Origin of the sequence: Telmatobacter bradus, assembly GCF_048629425.1 — a bacterium.
In the GTDB taxonomy this organism is placed as follows: domain Bacteria; phylum Acidobacteriota; class Terriglobia; order Terriglobales; family Acidobacteriaceae; genus Telmatobacter; species Telmatobacter bradus.
This window is the reverse complement of sequence record NZ_CP184532.1, coordinates 4,953,678-4,970,345: the sequence shown is the minus strand read 5'-3', so window position 1 is coordinate 4,970,345 and position 16,668 is coordinate 4,953,678. Positions and strand designations below refer to the sequence as shown.

Here is a 16,668-nt window from a genome sequence, read left to right as displayed (position 1 = left end):
ACTCTTCCGCCGTACTCTGCGTACCGGAGTCTATGGCTCTTCGGAGTCGTAGAAGGGGTTGGGAAGTGCAGCACAAGCACTCCCCCAAGTGCGGTATAGTCAAAAAGGTATGGGCACTGAAGCGAACAAGATTGTTCCCGCCCCCGCGCAGGGCTTTGTTTATCTGCCTCTGATTGCGGGCTGGCTGGTACCGGGCGCAGGACACTTCCTGCTGCGCAAGTGGGGCCGTGGCACGCTGCTGTTTGTTGCCATCGTCAGCATGTTCGTCTGCGGATTGCTGATGCAGGGCAAGCTCTACACCGGCGTAGCCGACGTTCTGGACGTTCTGCGTCTGGCCGGCGACCTGGGCACCGGTCTGCTCTTTCTCGCCAGCCGCATCTTCGGCCTGGGCGCAGATCAGGTGACGGTGACCACCGGCGACTATGGCACCATGTTTATCGTGGTGGCCGGTCTGCTGAACGTGATTGCCGCCGTGGATGCGCACAACCTGCGCACCGGGAGGAAGCAGAGCTAATGCATCCCTCACACTTTACCGCAGTCCTGCTCTTTGCCCTGTTTGCCGCGACGGTCTTTGGCATCACCCAGCGCGATACGCCCCGGAAGATGCTGCGCTACGGCATCTACTGCTTTGTCTGCTTTGTGGGCGCGGCGGTTGTGCTCAGCTGGCTGATGTTCCTGATCGCCCGCTAAAGCGAAATTCAGGCACAGCCTTCTAGATTTTTCTCGAAAGATTTCTATCTTTTCTCTGCCATCTTTCCATTTGGAAAGATGGCAGAGGCATTTTGGGCTTATAGCGAAACCAGAGTTGATGCATCCCGAAACCACAGCGCCCAAGTTGACGCGACCATCAGAGAGCGGCAACCCTGCACAAAGTTCAACAGGGCACAGTTACTCTGGTTTCGCTTTAAAAAGCCTTCGTCCGGAGCTGGAAGGCGTGGGCGCGCTTGCGGGGTGCTTCCGTCTTGTCGCCGGGAAACGAGCCGATGTGCCGCACCGGCATAGCCAGCAGTTCGGCCACGCTTACCCCGCGCCGCTCCAGCGCCATGGCCAGAACCATGCCTGCCACCCGCGCATCTTCCAGCGCATCGTGCGCCTTGTAGTGGATGGAAAAGCAGCGGGCCAGCGTGGTCAGCTTGTGGTTGGGCGTTTCCGGAAAGGCAGCCCGCGCCAGCCGGCAGGTATCCAGCCATTTGCCGTAGACCACTGGCTCGAGTTGCGCCTTCTCGCAGGCTAATGTGAGGGCCGCGCGATCAAAATCCGTATGACTGGCCACGGCCTCGCCTTCCAACAGCCGCACCACCTCCGGAAAGACTCCGCTCCAGTTCGGCGCACCGGCGACCAGCTCCGGACTAATGCCGTGCAGCGCCACGTTAAAGCCGTTGAAGGGTTCCTCGGGATCCACCAGCGACTGCCAGCTCTCCACCATTTTTCCCGCCTGAAAGCAGGCCACGCCGATCTGGCAAATACTGTGGCGGCTCTGGTTCGCTGTCTCCACGTCCACCACACAAAAATCGAATTTCCTCACTGGCCCTCTGCCTTCGCTTCCTTCCGGTACTCGTCTACGTAGTCCAGATAGTTGGTTGCGTATTCCTTGATCTGTTCAAAATCCTTGTCGGTAAGCTCACGACGCTGTTTGGCCGGAATGCCCGCCCACAGCGTCCGGGGCGGCACAATCGTGTTTTCCGGCACCACGGAACCGGCGGCGATGATCGAACCCGTGCCGATGCGGCTGTTGTTCAGCACCCGCGCCCCCATGCCGATCAGCACATTATCTTCAATGGTGCAGCCGTGGACGGTGGCGTTGTGGCCAATCGTCACCCAGTCGCCAACAATTACCGGATATTTGTAGCGCTGGCCATGCAAAACAGCGCAATCCTGCACATTGGAGTGCGAACCGATGCGAATGGCATTTACATCGCCGCGCACGACGGCGTTCATCCACACCGAGGAGCGCTCGCCCAGCACCACGTCGCCGATCACCTGGGCCGAAAGATCGATATAACAACTTTCTGCAATCTGGGGAATGATTCCCCGGTAACTACGAATCATCTTCTGTTCAACCTCCAAACGCGATGCCGTATGCACTCTCTGGCTTTGCCCTGCAGCAGAGCCAAACCTCTGCCCACAGGAAAAGCCTGCTTACAGGGTAAAACAGCCAATCGGAGGGGTGTTTCCGGAGGATAAAAGAGGATACGGGAACGGATTTGTTTTTGGATTCAATGCGACAAGGCTGCCCCGGCGCTCACTCTGCACATTTTTTTGTGCGCATCTGGAAGAAAATGAGCTCTGAGCAAAAAATCCCCCCAATGGTTACGGTGACGGTTTGTAGCAACTGGGATATGCTTAGAAGGTAGCCCCCCTGGCAGGTTTGGAGGTGTTTCAACTTTGGCAGAGGTTCGCGTACAAGAAGGCGAGCCGCTCGAAAACGCTCTGCGCCGGTTTAAGCGCAAGGTTCAGCAGGAAGACATCATCAAGGAAGTCAAGCGTCATTCCTACTACCTGAAGCCCGGTGAAAAGCGTCGCGTCAAGGCTGCATTGGCGCGCAAGCGGAATCGTAAAAAGGCCCGCAAGGAACAGGACTAAGTTCTGTACCATGCGATGAGTACCATCCGGGCAGCTCTCACTTATGTGAAGCTGCCCGCACTTGCAAACAGACGAGTGGACCATCGCAGAACTTGGAACCCCAGTTCCTTTAACGTATTAAAAGATGTAAGACTTGCTCTTTTACTGAGAGTTTCCCTACCCCATCGGGGGCAGTTCCGCGTCGCGCCAGCTTATGGCGGCGTTGAGGACGCGTGCAACCAGAACGAACGGACAGGGAACGGGAATTGGTGCGCTCGCACGATGGCAGCCGATCTCGATTCACCTTCCTACGATGGGGAATACGTGATGGAATTTGCTGATCGCTCTCTGAAGTGTGCTGATTGTGGGGAAGAGTTCGTTTTTACGGCAGGCGAACAGGTTTTCTTCCAGGATAAACAGTTTAAAAACGATCCTAAGCGCTGTAAAAAGTGCAAAGCCAAACGAGCGCGCGGCGGACGCCGCGTACGGCCCGAAACCCGCACCATCTGTTCGCAGTGCGGGATCGAGACCACCGTTCCTTTTCGGCCCACCCAGGGTCGGCCAGTGCTTTGCCGGATCTGTTTCCAGAAGCAATTGCCAGGAGTACCAGAAGTAATAGACGCGCCCGTTTCTGCCTGACCGGCAGGAAAGCGAACGCGTCTGCTAGCTACTTCTTTTTCAGTGCCCGGTGGCCGATGTCGCGACGGAAATAGATGCCGTCGAAGTGAATCAGCGCCAGCGCCTCATAGGCCCGCGCGAGAGCAGATTCCAGCGTCTCAGCCACGGCCGTCACACCCAGAACGCGCCCACCAGCCGTCAGTATTTCGTCGCCCTTTTTCACGGAACCCGAATGGAAGACCTGCACGTCGGTCAGTTTAGCCGCCGCATCGAGTCCTGTCATGGGCAACCCCGTCTTGTAGGCACCGGGGTAGCCGGCCGAGCTGGCAATGACGCAGGCTGCCGCACCCGGTTTCCAGCGCAGTTCCACCTCGGCGAGCTTGCCGTCGATGGCCGCCTCAAAGGCCTCCACCAGATCGCTGTCGAGCCTCATCAACAGGGCCTGCGTCTCCGGATCGCCAAAGCGGGCGTTGTACTCCAGCACCTGCGGTCCGCGAGCCGTCATCATCAGGCCGCAGTAGAGAACGCCCTTGAACGGCGTGCCGTCCTCGGCCATGCCACGCACGGTAGGCATCGCCACATGACGCAGAACCCACTCCACCATCTCCGGCGTCAGCATGGCGTCGGTTGAATAGACGCCCATGCCGCCGGTGTTCGGCCCGGTGTCACCCTCGCCCACGCGCTTGTGGTCCTGCGCGGGAACCAGCGGCTTCACGGATTTGCCGTCGCTCAGGCAGAGGAAGCTGATCTCGTCGCCGGTCAGAAACTCCTCAATGACGACCTGCTCAGCCACTTCGCCCAGCAGCGAGCCGTTGAAAAGCCCCTGCGCGGCCTCAACCGCTGTAGCGCGCGATTCGCAGATCAGCACGCCTTTGCCCGCAGCCAGACCATCGGCCTTGACCACCACTGGAGCATGGAAGTGCGTGATGGCACTCTCGGCCTGCTTGGCATCGGTGCAGAGAGCAAAGTTGGCCGTGGGAATGGAGTGGCGCTGCATGAACTGCTTGGCAAAACCCTTGCTGCTTTCCAGCATGGCCGCAGCCTTCGACGGCCCAAAGACCCGGAAGCCCCGCGCCTCCAGCTCGTCCACCAGGCCCAGCGAAAGCGGCAGCTCCGGGCCAACCACCACCAGCCCCGGCTTTTCCGCCTCGGCCAGCTGCACCATGGCATCCACGTCCTTCAGGCTGACCGGCACGCACCGCGCGATCTGCTCAATGCCGCCATTGCCCGGCGCGCACACCACTTCTGAAACGCGCTTGCTCTGCGCCACTGCCCAACAGAGCGCATGCTCGCGTCCGCCAGAACCATAGATCAATACTTTCATCGCTGTCTTCCTCTTCCCCGACTCGGGCAGGAACCCCGAAGGTTTATGGTCCGAAAAGCAGGGGGGTAAAGTCAAACAAGATTCTTGCGCAAAGCCGCCTTTTCCGCCACACTGCAGGGTTGATCTCTCTTTTCGAGGCAAAACCTTCCGATGGTCGAACTGCGCATCAAGCCGTATCTGCAACGGGTCGCCGAAGAAGAACGACGCGCCCGGCAGCGGATCGTCTATCGCCGCAACCAGATCTTCGGCGTGCTGCTGCTGGCGGCGCTCTTCTGCCTGTGGCGGCTCGGACACACCCTACCGGGCTGGATCTTCCCGCCGGGCTGGTGGCGACCGTAGCACCTGCCACCTGCGGTGGGGCTAACTGCTTCGCCTGCCACCTGCGGTGGGGCTGATCGCTTCGCGTGGCCTCGTCTGGATCTTTTGGTGCTGTACTCTGTGACTTTTCAGCGGAGGCCCGCTAACAGCAGGCTCCTGATGCGCGCCAGACAGAGATGCGCTCCCGTCAGTTTCATCCCTTTTCCCGCTCTGGACCAAAGATGAATTCAATATCCTGTGCACCGTGCAAGAGATGAAGACTGTGCACGATAGATTCATCTGCAGCATAGCGATAGAAGACCATATATTTTGGAAAGCCTGCGAGTAGAATCCAGCGTATACCCACAAGTTGCGGGGCTTTCAAGTGGCAGGACGCACCACGTTCGGGCATCTGCAGCAAAGAACGCAGAGCATCGTCCACCGCAGATTCCCAGCGTAAAGCAAGAGCCTCGCCTGACTGCTGCAGATAATAATCCGCCTGCTCCACAATGGAGAGCGCTGCAGCTTCGGTCAGATGTAGCGTGTTCACCGCTGGGCCAGCTTTTCACGCAGTACAGAAACGATGGAACGGCCTTCGATCTCCTGAGGATTGAGGACGATCGACCGGGTTTCGAGAGCGTCGAGCAGTTCAGACTCAAGGCGGGAACGACGCTGCTCCTTGTCCTGGCGGATCAGGCTGCGGATAAATTCGCTGGGCGTGCCATAGTCGCCGGAGGCCACGCGATCTTCCACGTAGGACTTCAACGGATCAGGCAGCGAAATATTCAAAGAGGTCATGGCCATGGCTTCATATTATGTCATTTTATGAAGGTTCTGACTGAAAGATTGCTCCGCAACTTCCCCTGACCAAAAACATCCAACGGCCATGGACTATCGACTGTTGGGAGGCTCTGGCCTCAAGGTTCCGGTTTTGAGTTTTGGCGCGGCCACGCTGGGCGCGGGATCGGCGTTCTTCGATGGTTGGGGCGCCTCAGACGATGCTGCGCGAGCGCAGCGCATGGTGGACATCTGCCTGGATGCGGGCGTCAATCTCTTTGACACCGCCGATGTTTATTCCGATGGAAGCTCGGAAGAAGTTCTTGGCAAAGCACTTGCCGGACGACGCGGGCAGGCGCTGATCTCCACCAAAACAACTTTCCGGCTGGGCTCCGGGCCCAACGACGTGGGCAGTTCCCGCTTCCACTTGCGGCAGGCACTGGAAGCCAGCCTCCGGCGACTGGGCACCGACTATGTGGACGTCTACCACCTGCACGGCTTTGACGCTCTGACGCCGGTGGAAGAGGTGCAGCAGACTCTGGACAGCTTTGTGCGCGAAGGCAAGGTGCGCTATACAGCATGCTCGAACTTCTCCGGCTGGCACCTGATGAAGTCGCTGGCCGTGGCCGACCGCAATGGCTGGCCGCGCTTTGTTTCGCATCAGGTGTACTACTCGCTGGTGGGCCGCGACTACGAGTGGGAGCTGATGCCGCTCGGGCTTGACCAAAAGGTGGGCGCAATGGTCTGGAGTCCGCTGGGTTGGGGACGGCTCACCGGCAAAATTCGCCGTGGCCAGCCGCAGCCCGCTGAAAGTCGGCTGAACTCGAAGACCGCCAATGAGGCTGGGCCGCAGCCACCGCTGGAGCACCTGTATAACGTAGTGGACGCACTCTATGCGGTTGCGCAGGAGACAGGCAAAACCATCCCACAGGTGGCACTGAACTGGCTGCTGGGGCGGCCAACGGTGAGCACGCTGATTGTGGGCGCGCGGAGTGAAGAACAATTGAAGCAGAATCTTGGCGCGGTGGGCTGGCAGCTAACGGCCGGGCAGATTGCAAAACTGGATGCGGCCAGTGCCCTGCCCGCGCCGTATCCCTACTGGCATCAGCGCCAGTTTACGGAGCGAAATCCACTGCTGGTGTAGCGTATGTGGCGGCTTTGGCGCGATGGTGGTATTCTGTTTTCGTTAAATTTTCGCTTACTGGGACCGCCATGGAAAAGATCGATCTGAAAAAGCAGTGGAAGGCGCTTTACCAGCCTTCGGCCAAAGCGGTTGTGCGGGTGGATGTGCCTGAACTCAACTACCTGATGGTGGATGGCGAGGGCGATCCGAACACGTCGGAGTCGTTTCAGGAGGCGGTTGAGGCGCTTTTCACGCTTTCTTACACACTCAAGTTCATGGTGAAAAAGGGCGCGCGGGCCATCGACTATGGCGTGATGCCGCTCGAAGGCCTGTGGTGGGCCGACGATCCGGCGGACTTTGTTCTGGCCAACAAGGCGCGCTGGAAGTGGACGCTGATGATCGCGCAGCCGGAGTTCATCACGACCGAAGACGTGGCCGCTGCGCGCGAAGAGGCTCGGCGCAAGAAGAAGGACAAGGGGCTGGAGCGGGTGCGCTTCGAGGCGTTCGCTGAAGGAGCTTCAGCGCAAATCCTTTATGTAGGAGCATTTGCCGACGAAGGGCCGGCGATTGAAGGACTGCACCAGGCGATTGCAGCCAGTGGAAACACGCTGCGCGGCCAGCACCATGAGATCTATTTGAGCGACTCACGCAAGACGGCTCCAGAAAAGCTGAAGACGATTCTGCGGCAGCCTTTCGCCTGAGAGAGAAAAAGAAAATCGAGCAGGCAAAAGATTTCCACAATGTGGATAATAATTTGTGGAAAATGTGGAAAACTTTAAATTTCTTCTTGTAAATACGAGTAAACAAAAAGAATATATTTGTTGATTCAACACGAGACACCTTGCATCCTGTGGAGAACGGAGATGCTCTATCCAATTGGGAATATTTATTCTGTATGAAAAGCAAAAGCGGCGCTAAAGTTTAGCGCCGCTCTGTTGCCTGCTGGGAAAAAACCTATTCCGCAGCCTCGTCTTCCTCGACAAAGCTCGAGGGGTAGTAGGCATTGCGAGCATACTGCCGGACCATGCGGTCGGTATTGAAGTAGGAGCCGTTGAATGCAATGGAGGTAAGCATCAGGCGGGCCCACTTTTCGGGATTGTCGTGATAAAGCGGCACAATCGCGTTTTCCAGCTTCTCGTAGAGCGAGTTAGCCTCTTCCTCGTCGTTGGCTCCATCTTCAATGGCCCAACCGGTCACGCCCTCAATGCAACCCTCAATCCACCAGCCGTCGAGGATGGAAAGGTTGGGAACACCGTTGAGTGCGGCCTTCATGCCGCTGGTGCCCGAGGCCTCGTAGGGCCGACGCGGGGTGTTCACCCACACATCAACGCCCGCGGTGAGCGCCGCGCCCAGGTGCCAGTCGTAGTTCTCCAGATAAATGATACGCAGCAAATCGCTCGAGAGCCGTTTGCCTGTTTCGATCACTTCCTGAATCAGCGCCTTGCCCGGAATGTCCTGGGGATGGGCCTTGCCGGCATAGATGATCTGCAAACCGCCCGCCTTTTCGGCGATCTCGGCCAGCCGTTCGGGGTAGGTGAACAGCAGGCTGGCGCGCTTGTAGGTGGCGGCGCGACGGGCAAAACCGAGGGTGAGCACCTGGGGGTTCAGCACCTGACCGGTCAGTGCAGTCACCTTGGCCAGCAGGGATTCCTTGGCCAGATTGTGGGCCAACTGGATGCGCGAGGTGGGCAGGTCGATCACGTTGCGGAAGAAAAGATTGTCGCGCCGCCAGGCGGGAGCATGCTCATCCATCATCTGGCGAACGGGCTCGCTGATCCAGGTGGGCGCATGCACGCCGTTGGTGATCGAGCCGATATGGAACTCGGGGAACATCTCCCGGCTGACCTTCCCGTGCTGCAGAGCCACACCATTGGCATAACGCGAGAAGCGCAGAGCCAGCAGCGTCATGTTCAGGAAGCCGTCGCGGAAACAGCCATGCTTTTCCAGCCGCGCGGTGCGGTCCGCACCCAGGATGCGAATGGACTGCTCGGTAGAGAAGCGGTCATGGCCGGCCGGAACCGGGGTATGGGTGGTAAAGACGCACTTGCGGCGCACGGCTTCAATGTCAGAGTCGGTGGCCTGCCCGAGCGGCCCGCCGCCCAACTGGCGCTCCAGCAGAGCGAGGGTGAGCAGCGCGGCGTGCCCCTCGTTCATGTGGTAAACATTCATGCGATAGCCGAGGGCATGCGCCATGCGCACGCCACCCAGGCCCAGCACAATCTCCTGCTGCAGGCGGTAGTTGGTGTCGCCGCCGTACAGGTGATCGGTCAAGCCGCGGTCCCATCCGGTGTTGCCGTCCACATCGGTGTCCAGCAGGTAGATGGGAATCACGTGGCCAAAGCGGCCCTTGAGGTCATAGCGCCAAGCGCGGACGAGCACAATGCGGTCTTCGATTGAGACGCTGATGCGGACCGGCTCCTCGGTGCAGAAGTCTGCCGGATTCCATAGCTGAACTTCTTCGCTCTGCACGCCGTCGGCGTCCAGATGCTGCTTGAAGTAGCCCTTGCGGTGGATGAGGGAGAAGGCGATCAGCGGCACGCCAAGATCCGCGGCAGAACGCAGCGTATCTCCGGCCAGAACACCCAGCCCTCCAGAGTAGGTAGGCATGGAGGGATTGATGGCAATCTCCATGGAAAAGTACGCCACATGGCCGGCATCCGGATAAGCTTTGTACGAAAAAGAATGATTGAGGTTCGAGGGCATGTTTTTTCTCTCCCGGGAAAATCCGCCCGCTGAGGGGGCGCAATGAGCAATGGTTGAGAGCCGGCTAAGCAAAAAAAAACAGCAGCTGGTTCTCACGTCTTCATCGGGACAAACTGCGAACAAGTTTATCAAGGAAGAAATAGAAAGCATGTAAAGCGGGGAAAAACGGTCCGAAAGTAACTAATTTTGATCATTGCTAAAGAATTTCCTGCACATATGGGCGAATCTGGGGCGAATCCCACCTAAATGAGATTCACCCCTTTTCGTTTCTCTGGTTGTCCGGAAAAGATACGGTCTACTCGATCCGGTGAGCTCCGTCCGAAGCCTGGCAGACATGAATCTCCGGCTTGATGCCGAATTTTGCCGTGTAGCGCTCTTCCAGAGCCCGGGCAAATGTGGCCGCGCTCTGCTCTTCCACCAGATTGATGGTGCAGCCGCCAAAGCCACCGCCGGTCAGCCGTGCACCGATCAGGCCGGGCAGATTCTGGGCCAGTTCGACCATGGCGTCGGCCTCCACACAGCTCCCCTCGAAGTCCTTACTGTAGCTGGTGTGGGCCTCGCCCATCAAGCGGCCAAGCTCCTTCACCTCGCCCTTAAGCAACGCCTCACTGGCAGCAACGGTACGCAGGTTTTCGCTGATCACATGCTTGGCGCGCAGATAGGACTTGGGCTCCATCTCACTGCCCCACTTTGCCAGGTCGTCGAGCGTGGCATCACGCAGAAAGGGCACGGGGCCGCGATGACTATCGATAATGGCGCAGGCAGCCTCGCTCTCGGCGCGGCGCGTCTTGTAGTCACCGCCCACAATCGAGTGCTTGACCATAGTGTTGGCAATGACCAAAGCAACGTTGGCGGGGATGGGTGCCAGACGGAAGCTCAGATCGCGGCAGTCCAGCAGCAGAGCATGATCCTTTTTGCCGTTGGCGCTGATGAACTGGTCCATGATGCCGCAATTTGCGCCCACAAACTCATTCTCAACCCGCTGACCAAGCCGGGCCAGAACCGGTCCGGGATAGCTTACGCCCACCAGCGAGGTAACGGCCAGCAGCGTGGCCACTTCCAGCGCGGCAGAGCTGGACAAACCAGAACCCAGTGGCACATCGCCCCACAGGCTCAGGCTGAAGCCGGGAATCTGAACACCCTCTCCCTTGAGGATGGAGACGACGCCCATCGGATAGTCGCTCCAGTGCTTTTGGGCGACGGGAACGGCAGCGGCGTCAAAGCTTTTACCTTCGCCGTAGTTCTCGGAATAAAGAGCGATCATACCGTCGCTGCGGGGGCTGATGGCAGCCAGGGTGGCAAAGTTGATGGCCGCGGGCATCACGAAGCCTTCGGCGTAGTCGGTGTGCTCACCGATCAGATTGACACGACCGGGGGCGACAAAAATGGCGGGTTTGGCTTGAAAACGAGCCTGATGAATCGAACGTAGCTGAGCGGGATCATGCATGACAGGGCAACCTCATCAGAATGAAATCGAAACTCCGGGTACAACAGGAGCCTGAAGCGAGCCGACGAGAGCAGATAGGACGGCAGAAAAGCCTGCCGGGCCGGGGGGATCGCATAATGAGAACGTTTACCACCCAGCCTCCAAAGCTGCTCCATTCTTCCGCCCAGCCGGAGGGCATAGCATTTTCGGAATTGGTGTAGACCGAAAGCTGGATGCTAAGTGCCTTTTCCCTCAAGAAAAAGGCACCTTGCAAGCCCCTTAAAAAGTCTACGTATATTCCGAAAATGCTCTAATCTGCGCCACCGCCTGAACGGCATTTTTCAGCGGCTGCATACCCATGTACGCAGCCGCCATGCAACACGATGAAAACAGTTACATCTTGCAACGGGAATGCCCTTAGGCAATCGCCGCCATGAGCCTCTCCCAGATCGGGTCCATCCAGTCGATGTGCTCGGGCTTCATCAGCACCGAACGCAGGCAGGTGACGCTGGAATCAACCCCCGCCCCATCTACCGGACCGAACCAGGAATGCGGCAATTGTACAAGAGCCAAGTGCAGGTCGCGTGTGGCGCACGCATCAAATGTGCATTGCGCCAAAGCCGAGGACTCGGCCAGCGTGGGCGCGGCCATCTTCCAGACCACTAGATCCAGCTCCGGACCTCCCTCAAGCATGGGCACAAAACGACTCTCGGTGCGCAAACGACGGTCGAATTCCAGCGCGGCCTGCCTGCACCGCGACAAACCACGAGCAAACTCCCCGCCAACCACCGGCGGCAGCAACCGTTGCGTCACCCACAAAGCCACCGCGGCAGCACCGGGCCGCGAGCATTCCAGACTGATCTCGCCCAGATGCAGTTCGTTCGAGGTGAAGTAGGTGTAGGGCGAATCATGTTTGTAGAAGCGCCCCACTGACGGATCGCGGAAAAGAACGCAGCCGCATCCATAAGGTTGCAGGCCGTGCTTGTGTGGATCGACCACAATCGAATCCACCTGACTAAGTGCCTCGTAGGCGGCGCAGTCAGATTCTTCCAGCTCATTGCGGATCAGCCGGAAGTAACCACCGTAAGCCGCATCGGCGTGGATGCGGAAACCATAACGCGTCTGCAGAGCAAGAATTTCGTGGAGCGGATCAATGGCACCGATGGCAGTGCTTCCCATGGTTGCAACGACCGTTCCAACATTACCCTTCTTCAACGCATCTTCCAGCCGGTTCAGGTCCATGCGGCCACGACGGTCGCTGGGGATGGAAGTGTAATCCAGCTTGAGCACGCTGCTGATGCGGCTGTGCGTATAGTGCGCCTGCTCGCTGCCGACGATGCGCTTGCCGGGGGCAAGCTGACCGGCAATCCAGAGAGCTTCCAGATTGGCGAAGGTTCCACCCGAGGTCAGATGGCCCAGATGCTCGGGCCAATCAAAGATGGAGGCAATCTGCTGGACGGCTTCGATCTCCATCGCGGAACTGGCACGTCCACCATCGAGCGCGTGATTGTTCGGATTGATGAACATGGCCAGCGCATAAGCGGCGCGTGCGACAGGATGCGGAGGACGCAACATCTGGCCTGCATAGAGGGGATGGAAGTAGGGATAATTCTCCGCCAGACGGGTAGCAGCCTCCGACAAAACACGCGCCATGGCGGCAGTGTCAGCAGGCTCATTCAGGGCGGGCAAGGAAGAAAATTCGCCTTGCAATTGATCAAGCGCGGAGGCCAGCAGCGAGGGTACAGGATCGGCATTCATGACGATCTTCCAAACTATCACAGCCCGGTGCTTCCTTACTAACTGGTGACGAATCATGGAGATGGGAGAAATAAAAAAAGATCTACGACGACGATTTTTACAGCCCTTTTCGTGCATAAATGCTTGACTGTGGTGATACACTGTGGCCAGCGTTAGAACCGAACCGGGCGTGAGCAGCACTCGCCCAACCAAGCAAGATTCTGCCAGTGGTCGCTCCGATTCATCCAGCGCAATTCAATCCAGGAAATCCGATCAAAATGGAACAAGGTACAGTGAAGTGGTTTAATGACGCGAAGGGCTTCGGCTTCATCTCGCGTCAGAACGGCGAAGACGTATTCGTGCATTACTCTGCAATCAACTCGAACGGTTTCAAGAGCCTCCAGGAAGGCCAGGCCGTCCAGTTCAACGTGGTGAAGGGCCCCAAGGGTTGGCAGGCTGCCGACGTGCAGCCGCTCTAAATTACTGGCCGGATTCGGCAGAATCTAGCATTTAGGTACAAAGGCCAGAGTTCACCTCTGGCCTTTGCCATCTTTACGCTCCCCACCGGAGCACAAGCACACAGAATGATCCGTCCGGCTGGCCGTAGAACCATAGAAAAAGAGAGAGCCAGACCGTAGAAAAATTTATAGAAAATGAACTTACCCTGTTTCCCCCCGGAGCTGACGAACTTGCTCCTTCTGACGACTTTTTTCCCCGCGAGAATGGGCGTTTGGCTGTGATATACCTTTGAGGAATACCCCCGGCAGAAGCACCACTCTGCATGCCAGACAGTTACAGCCAAAAAATTAAGTCCAGACACTTTCAGGAACGGAAGACTTATTTAAGGAAGTTATGAACCCGCAGAAGCAACAAACAGCCTTGATCATCGGCGCGGGACCAGCCGGCCTGACGGCGGCGCTGGAGTTATTGCGGCGTACAAAAATCAAGCCGGTTCTGCTCGACCTCAATCATGAAGTCGGAGGCCTCTCCCGCACCATCGTCCACAACGGCAATCGCATGGACCTGGGCGGGCACCGCTTCTTTTCTAAGTCCGACCGCGTGATGGAGTGGTGGCTGGAGCTGATGCCGGTCGAAGCCGGCATGGGCGATGCCGGGCAGTTACGCTATCAAGGCCAGCAGCGCGCGGTTCCTGTCGTGGTTGCCGCGCATGACCCGGCCAACGACGACTTGGTCATGCTGGTGCGTGAGCGCAAAAGCCGCATCTACTTTTTGCGCAAATTCTTTGACTATCCGATCCAGCTGACGGCTGACACGCTCGGCAAGATGGGCGCGCTGCGCACGCTGCGTTGCGGCTTCAGTTATCTGCGCTCAGCGCTGTTGCCCCAGCAGCAAGAAAAGACGCTGGAAGATTTTCTGATCAACCGCTTCGGTCGCCAGTTATATCTGACCTTTTTCAAGTCCTATACCGAAAAAGTGTGGGGTGTGCCCTGCAACCGGATCAGCGCTGAGTGGGGAGCGCAGCGCATCAAGGGGCTTTCTCTCTCCAGCGTGGTTACTCACTTTGTGAAGAAGGTTTTTGCTTCGAAAAAATCAAAGGATCTGGCGCAGAAAGAGATTGAAACCTCGCTGATTGAAAAGTTTCTTTATCCCAAGCTTGGCCCGGGACAGTTATGGGAACATGTGGCCGATCTGATCCGCGCGGGTGGCGGCGAAATTCACCTTGGCATGTATGTGGATCGCATGGATATGGATGGCGTGCGCGTCACTGCCGTGGAAGCGCGAAACGAAGCAGGCGAACGCACCCACTTTGCAGGCGATTACTTCTTCTCCACCATGCCAGTGCAGGAGTTGATCCACTCTTTCGACACCGAGGTGCCCGACGAGGTGAAAGAAGTCAGCGATGGCCTGATGTATCGCGACTTTATCACGGTAGGTTTGCTGACCAAAAAACTGACCACCACAGAAGCGGATGGCAGCCGCCTTAAAGATAACTGGATTTACATTCAGGAGCCGGATGTGCTGGTGGGCCGACTGCAGATCTTCAATAACTGGAGTCCTTATCTGGTTCAGAATCAGGAAAAAACCTGGATAGGCCTGGAGTACTTCTGCAACGAGCACGATGCCCTCTGGAGATACAGTGACGAACAGATGATCGGGCTGGCCACCGATGAGCTGGCCCACATTGGCATGCTGAAGGCCGAGGACGTGGAAGACGCACGTGTGGTGCGCGTGCCCAAAACCTATCCGGCTTACTTTGGTAGTTATGATCGTTTTGATGTGATTCGCAACTACGTGGACCGCTTTGAAAATCTCTTTCTGGTGGGCCGCAACGGTATGCACAAATACAACAACCAGGACCACTCGATGCTGACCGCGATGACGGCTGTCGATAACATCGTCCACGGCGTGGCAGGCAAAGAGAATCTGTGGTCCATCAACACCGAGCTGGATTATCACGAAGAAAAGCAGTCCCCCGGGAAACCCCCTACTTTAAACAATGCTTCACCACACCATGTATAGATAGGAATTGAAACCATGCGTCCTACAGTCATTGTTCTTACATATAACTCGGAAGATTCCCTGCCCTTAACGCTGCACCGCGCCCGCTTGGTCAGCGACGAGATTTTCGTTGTGGACTCGTTCAGCAAAGACGGTACGGTAGAAGTGGCGCGCGCAATGGGCGCAACCGTCATCGAGCACGCCTTTGAAAACTACGGCGCGCAACGCAACTGGGCCATCGATCACCTGCCCATCACGCGGCCCTGGCAACTGCATCTGGATGCCGACGAAGTCATGGACGACCGCCTGGTGCGGGCCATTCAGGAGCTGCCCGACGAACCCGCGGAGTCTGGCTTTTTTGTGCCACGCTATCTGCGTTTTTTGGGCCGCGTGCTGCGTCATGGCGGCATGAGTCCAACGTGGCACCTGCGCCTCTTCCGCACCGGCGTGGGGCGTTGCGAAGACCGCAAATACGATCAGCACTATCTGGTGAAGAGCGGCACAACGGCCAAGCTGGCGGGCGTGATGATTGACGATGTGCGCATGAGTTTGACCGAGTGGACCAACCGCCACAATCGCTGGGCTGATGGTGAAGTGGCCGAGCAGGCCTGTCGCGAAACCGAGGGCCGCGTGCAGGCCGACGCCTTCGGCAATCCCGTGCAGAGGAAGCGCTTCCTGCGCAAGATCTTCAACAACACACCCTTGTTTGCGCGGCCCTTTCTGCTCTTTTTCTATCGCTACGTGGTGCGGCTCGGCTTTATGGACGGCATTGAAGGCACCATCTTCTGGGTGCTGCAGACCTTCTGGTTCCGCTTTCTGGTGGACGCCAAAATCTGGGAACAGAAGCACACCGCACAGGTGAATGCCCCGCTGCTGCTGCCGGAGCTGAAGTAGGAAGCGGCGACGCACGAAGGCTGCTAAATATGCGGCCAGCGCAGGCCAGTACGCCCCGTAAGGGATGGGGCAAAAGTTCCCGGGATGAAAATCACGAAGCTTTTGGCCCCCTTCCTGCCTCCAATACAAAGCGAGGATTCCCCATGGAACTGAACGAGAAAGTTGCAGATTTTACGCTCCAGACAGACGAGGCAAAAACCGTCAACCTGTCGGACTACGCCGGCAAGCCGGTTGTTCTATTTTTTTACCCCCGGGCGAACACCCCCGGTTGCACCATTGAGGCCTGCGGCTTCCGCGACCAGTTCAAGAAGCTGCAGACGGCGGGAGCCGTAGTGCTGGGAATCTCACGCGATACGGTCACGGCCCAGGCCAAGTTCAAAGCCAAATACGAGCTGCCCTATACGCTGCTGGCCGACTTTGAGGAGAAGGTCTGCAATCAGTTTGGTGTGATGAAGCAAAAGAATATGTACGGCAAGAAGGTCTGGGGTATTGAACGCACCACCTTCCTGATCGGCCCCGACCAGACGCTGGTGCACATCTTCCCCAAGGTCAAGCCGGAAGGCCACGCCGAAGAGGTCCTGGCTCACCTGAAGGAATGGACCAAGGCGCAGAAGTAGCTTTATCGTCCAAGGCCCGGCCCTGAAGGGCTGGGCTGTTTCTTGCGCTTTTCCGAGGCCTGAAGGCCTCGGCTCCCCTCCCCAAAAACTTCCGGGGCTCTATCGGCTGCAGAAAAATTTATTGCGGAGG

The 16,668-nt window shown here is 57.8% G+C and carries 19 protein-coding genes; 11 read left to right on the top strand and 8 right to left on the bottom strand.

Annotation, left to right across the window (positions count from 1 at the left end; genetic code table 11):
• Positions 1-109 precede the first annotated feature (109 nt).
• Positions 110-514, top strand: coding sequence for a DUF6677 family protein (locus ACOBR2_RS20700; RefSeq protein ID WP_420237978.1), 405 nt, complete (start codon positions 110-112; stop codon positions 512-514).
• Complete coding sequence (locus ACOBR2_RS20695; RefSeq protein WP_420237977.1) at positions 514-690, top strand: hypothetical protein; 177 nt, start codon at positions 514-516, stop codon at positions 688-690. The genes ACOBR2_RS20700 and ACOBR2_RS20695 overlap by 1 nt, the downstream gene beginning before the upstream one ends.
• Positions 691-904: 214 nt before the next feature.
• On the opposite strand, the gene ACOBR2_RS20690 is transcribed toward ACOBR2_RS20695, so the two are convergent.
• Together ACOBR2_RS20690 and ACOBR2_RS20685 are read right to left on the bottom strand one after the other, a co-directional pair.
• On the bottom strand, positions 905-1,525 hold the full coding sequence (locus ACOBR2_RS20690; RefSeq protein ID WP_420237976.1) for an exonuclease domain-containing protein: 621 nt from the start codon (positions 1,523-1,525) through the stop codon (positions 905-907).
• Positions 1,522-2,049: a gamma carbonic anhydrase family protein gene (locus tag ACOBR2_RS20685; protein ID WP_420237975.1), complete on the bottom strand. Its 528-nt coding sequence runs from the start codon at positions 2,047-2,049 to the stop codon at positions 1,522-1,524. The genes ACOBR2_RS20690 and ACOBR2_RS20685 overlap by 4 nt, the downstream gene beginning before the upstream one ends.
• 336 nt (positions 2,050-2,385) lie before the next feature.
• Here ACOBR2_RS20685 and rpsU point away from each other — a divergent pair, with 336 nt between their 5' ends.
• On the top strand, positions 2,386-2,583 hold the full coding sequence (gene rpsU / locus ACOBR2_RS20680; RefSeq protein ID WP_105487551.1) for a 30S ribosomal protein S21: 198 nt from the start codon (positions 2,386-2,388) through the stop codon (positions 2,581-2,583).
• 261 nt (positions 2,584-2,844) lie between these two features.
• Positions 2,845-3,201 carry a zinc-ribbon domain containing protein gene (locus ACOBR2_RS20675; protein ID WP_420237974.1) on the top strand — a complete coding sequence of 119 codons (357 nt, stop codon included), beginning with the start codon at positions 2,845-2,847 and terminating at the stop codon, positions 3,199-3,201.
• A gap of 28 nt (positions 3,202-3,229) precedes the next feature.
• Here the strand turns inward: ACOBR2_RS20675 and purD are convergent, their stop codons facing one another.
• A complete protein-coding gene (purD, locus tag ACOBR2_RS20670; protein ID WP_420237973.1) occupies positions 3,230-4,504 on the bottom strand; it encodes a phosphoribosylamine--glycine ligase in 1,275 nt (424 codons plus the stop codon).
• 150 nt (positions 4,505-4,654) lie between these two features.
• On the opposite strand from purD, the gene ACOBR2_RS20665 reads away from it, so the two are divergent.
• On the top strand, positions 4,655-4,843 hold the full coding sequence (locus ACOBR2_RS20665) for a hypothetical protein (RefSeq protein ID WP_420237972.1): 189 nt from the start codon (positions 4,655-4,657) through the stop codon (positions 4,841-4,843).
• A 172-nt stretch (positions 4,844-5,015) separates the two neighbouring features.
• On the opposite strand, the gene ACOBR2_RS20660 is transcribed toward ACOBR2_RS20665, so the two are convergent.
• Together ACOBR2_RS20660 and ACOBR2_RS20655 are read right to left on the bottom strand one after the other, a co-directional pair.
• On the bottom strand, positions 5,016-5,351 hold the full coding sequence (locus ACOBR2_RS20660) for a type II toxin-antitoxin system RelE/ParE family toxin (RefSeq protein ID WP_420237971.1): 336 nt from the start codon (positions 5,349-5,351) through the stop codon (positions 5,016-5,018).
• Entirely contained in the window at positions 5,348-5,605 is a 258-nt protein-coding gene (locus tag ACOBR2_RS20655) for a ribbon-helix-helix domain-containing protein (protein ID WP_420237970.1), read from the bottom strand. The genes ACOBR2_RS20660 and ACOBR2_RS20655 overlap by 4 nt, the downstream gene beginning before the upstream one ends.
• An 82-nt stretch (positions 5,606-5,687) precedes the next feature.
• Between ACOBR2_RS20655 and ACOBR2_RS20650 the strand changes: the two genes are divergently transcribed.
• Both ACOBR2_RS20650 and ACOBR2_RS20645 read left to right on the top strand, forming a co-directional pair.
• Positions 5,688-6,722, top strand: a complete 1,035-nt coding sequence (locus tag ACOBR2_RS20650) for an aldo/keto reductase (protein WP_420237969.1) — start codon at positions 5,688-5,690, stop codon at positions 6,720-6,722.
• Positions 6,723-6,790: 68 nt separating this feature from the next.
• The gene (locus ACOBR2_RS20645; RefSeq protein ID WP_420237968.1) at positions 6,791-7,402 is read left to right on the top strand and encodes a GyrI-like domain-containing protein; all 612 of its coding nucleotides are present in this window, start codon (positions 6,791-6,793) and stop codon (positions 7,400-7,402) included.
• Between the two features lie 253 nt (positions 7,403-7,655).
• Here the strand turns inward: ACOBR2_RS20645 and glgP are convergent, their stop codons facing one another.
• The 3 genes from glgP to ACOBR2_RS20630 form a co-directional block, all read right to left on the bottom strand.
• Complete coding sequence (gene glgP, locus ACOBR2_RS20640; RefSeq protein WP_420237967.1) at positions 7,656-9,404, bottom strand: alpha-glucan family phosphorylase; 1,749 nt, start codon at positions 9,402-9,404, stop codon at positions 7,656-7,658.
• A gap of 295 nt (positions 9,405-9,699) precedes the next feature.
• Positions 9,700-10,851, bottom strand: coding sequence for a galactokinase (gene galK, locus ACOBR2_RS20635; protein WP_420237966.1), 1,152 nt, complete (start codon positions 10,849-10,851; stop codon positions 9,700-9,702).
• A gap of 396 nt (positions 10,852-11,247) precedes the next feature.
• Positions 11,248-12,609: a pyridoxal phosphate-dependent decarboxylase family protein gene (locus ACOBR2_RS20630; protein WP_420237965.1), complete on the bottom strand. Its 1,362-nt coding sequence runs from the start codon at positions 12,607-12,609 to the stop codon at positions 11,248-11,250.
• A gap of 236 nt (positions 12,610-12,845) precedes the next feature.
• Here ACOBR2_RS20630 and ACOBR2_RS20625 point away from each other — a divergent pair, with 236 nt between their 5' ends.
• The 4 genes from ACOBR2_RS20625 (at position 12,846) to bcp (ending at position 16,538) form a co-directional block, all read left to right on the top strand.
• A complete protein-coding gene (locus ACOBR2_RS20625) occupies positions 12,846-13,046 on the top strand; it encodes a cold-shock protein (protein ID WP_117300112.1) in 201 nt (66 codons plus the stop codon).
• A gap of 373 nt (positions 13,047-13,419) precedes the next feature.
• A complete protein-coding gene (locus tag ACOBR2_RS20620; protein ID WP_420237964.1) occupies positions 13,420-15,048 on the top strand; it encodes an NAD(P)/FAD-dependent oxidoreductase in 1,629 nt (542 codons plus the stop codon).
• 15 nt (positions 15,049-15,063) lie between these two features.
• A complete protein-coding gene (locus ACOBR2_RS20615) occupies positions 15,064-15,921 on the top strand; it encodes a glycosyltransferase family 2 protein (protein WP_420237963.1) in 858 nt (285 codons plus the stop codon).
• Positions 15,922-16,064: 143 nt separating this feature from the next.
• The gene (bcp, locus tag ACOBR2_RS20610; RefSeq protein WP_420237962.1) at positions 16,065-16,538 is read left to right on the top strand and encodes a thioredoxin-dependent thiol peroxidase; all 474 of its coding nucleotides are present in this window, start codon (positions 16,065-16,067) and stop codon (positions 16,536-16,538) included.
• Positions 16,539-16,668: the final 130 nt, after the last annotated feature.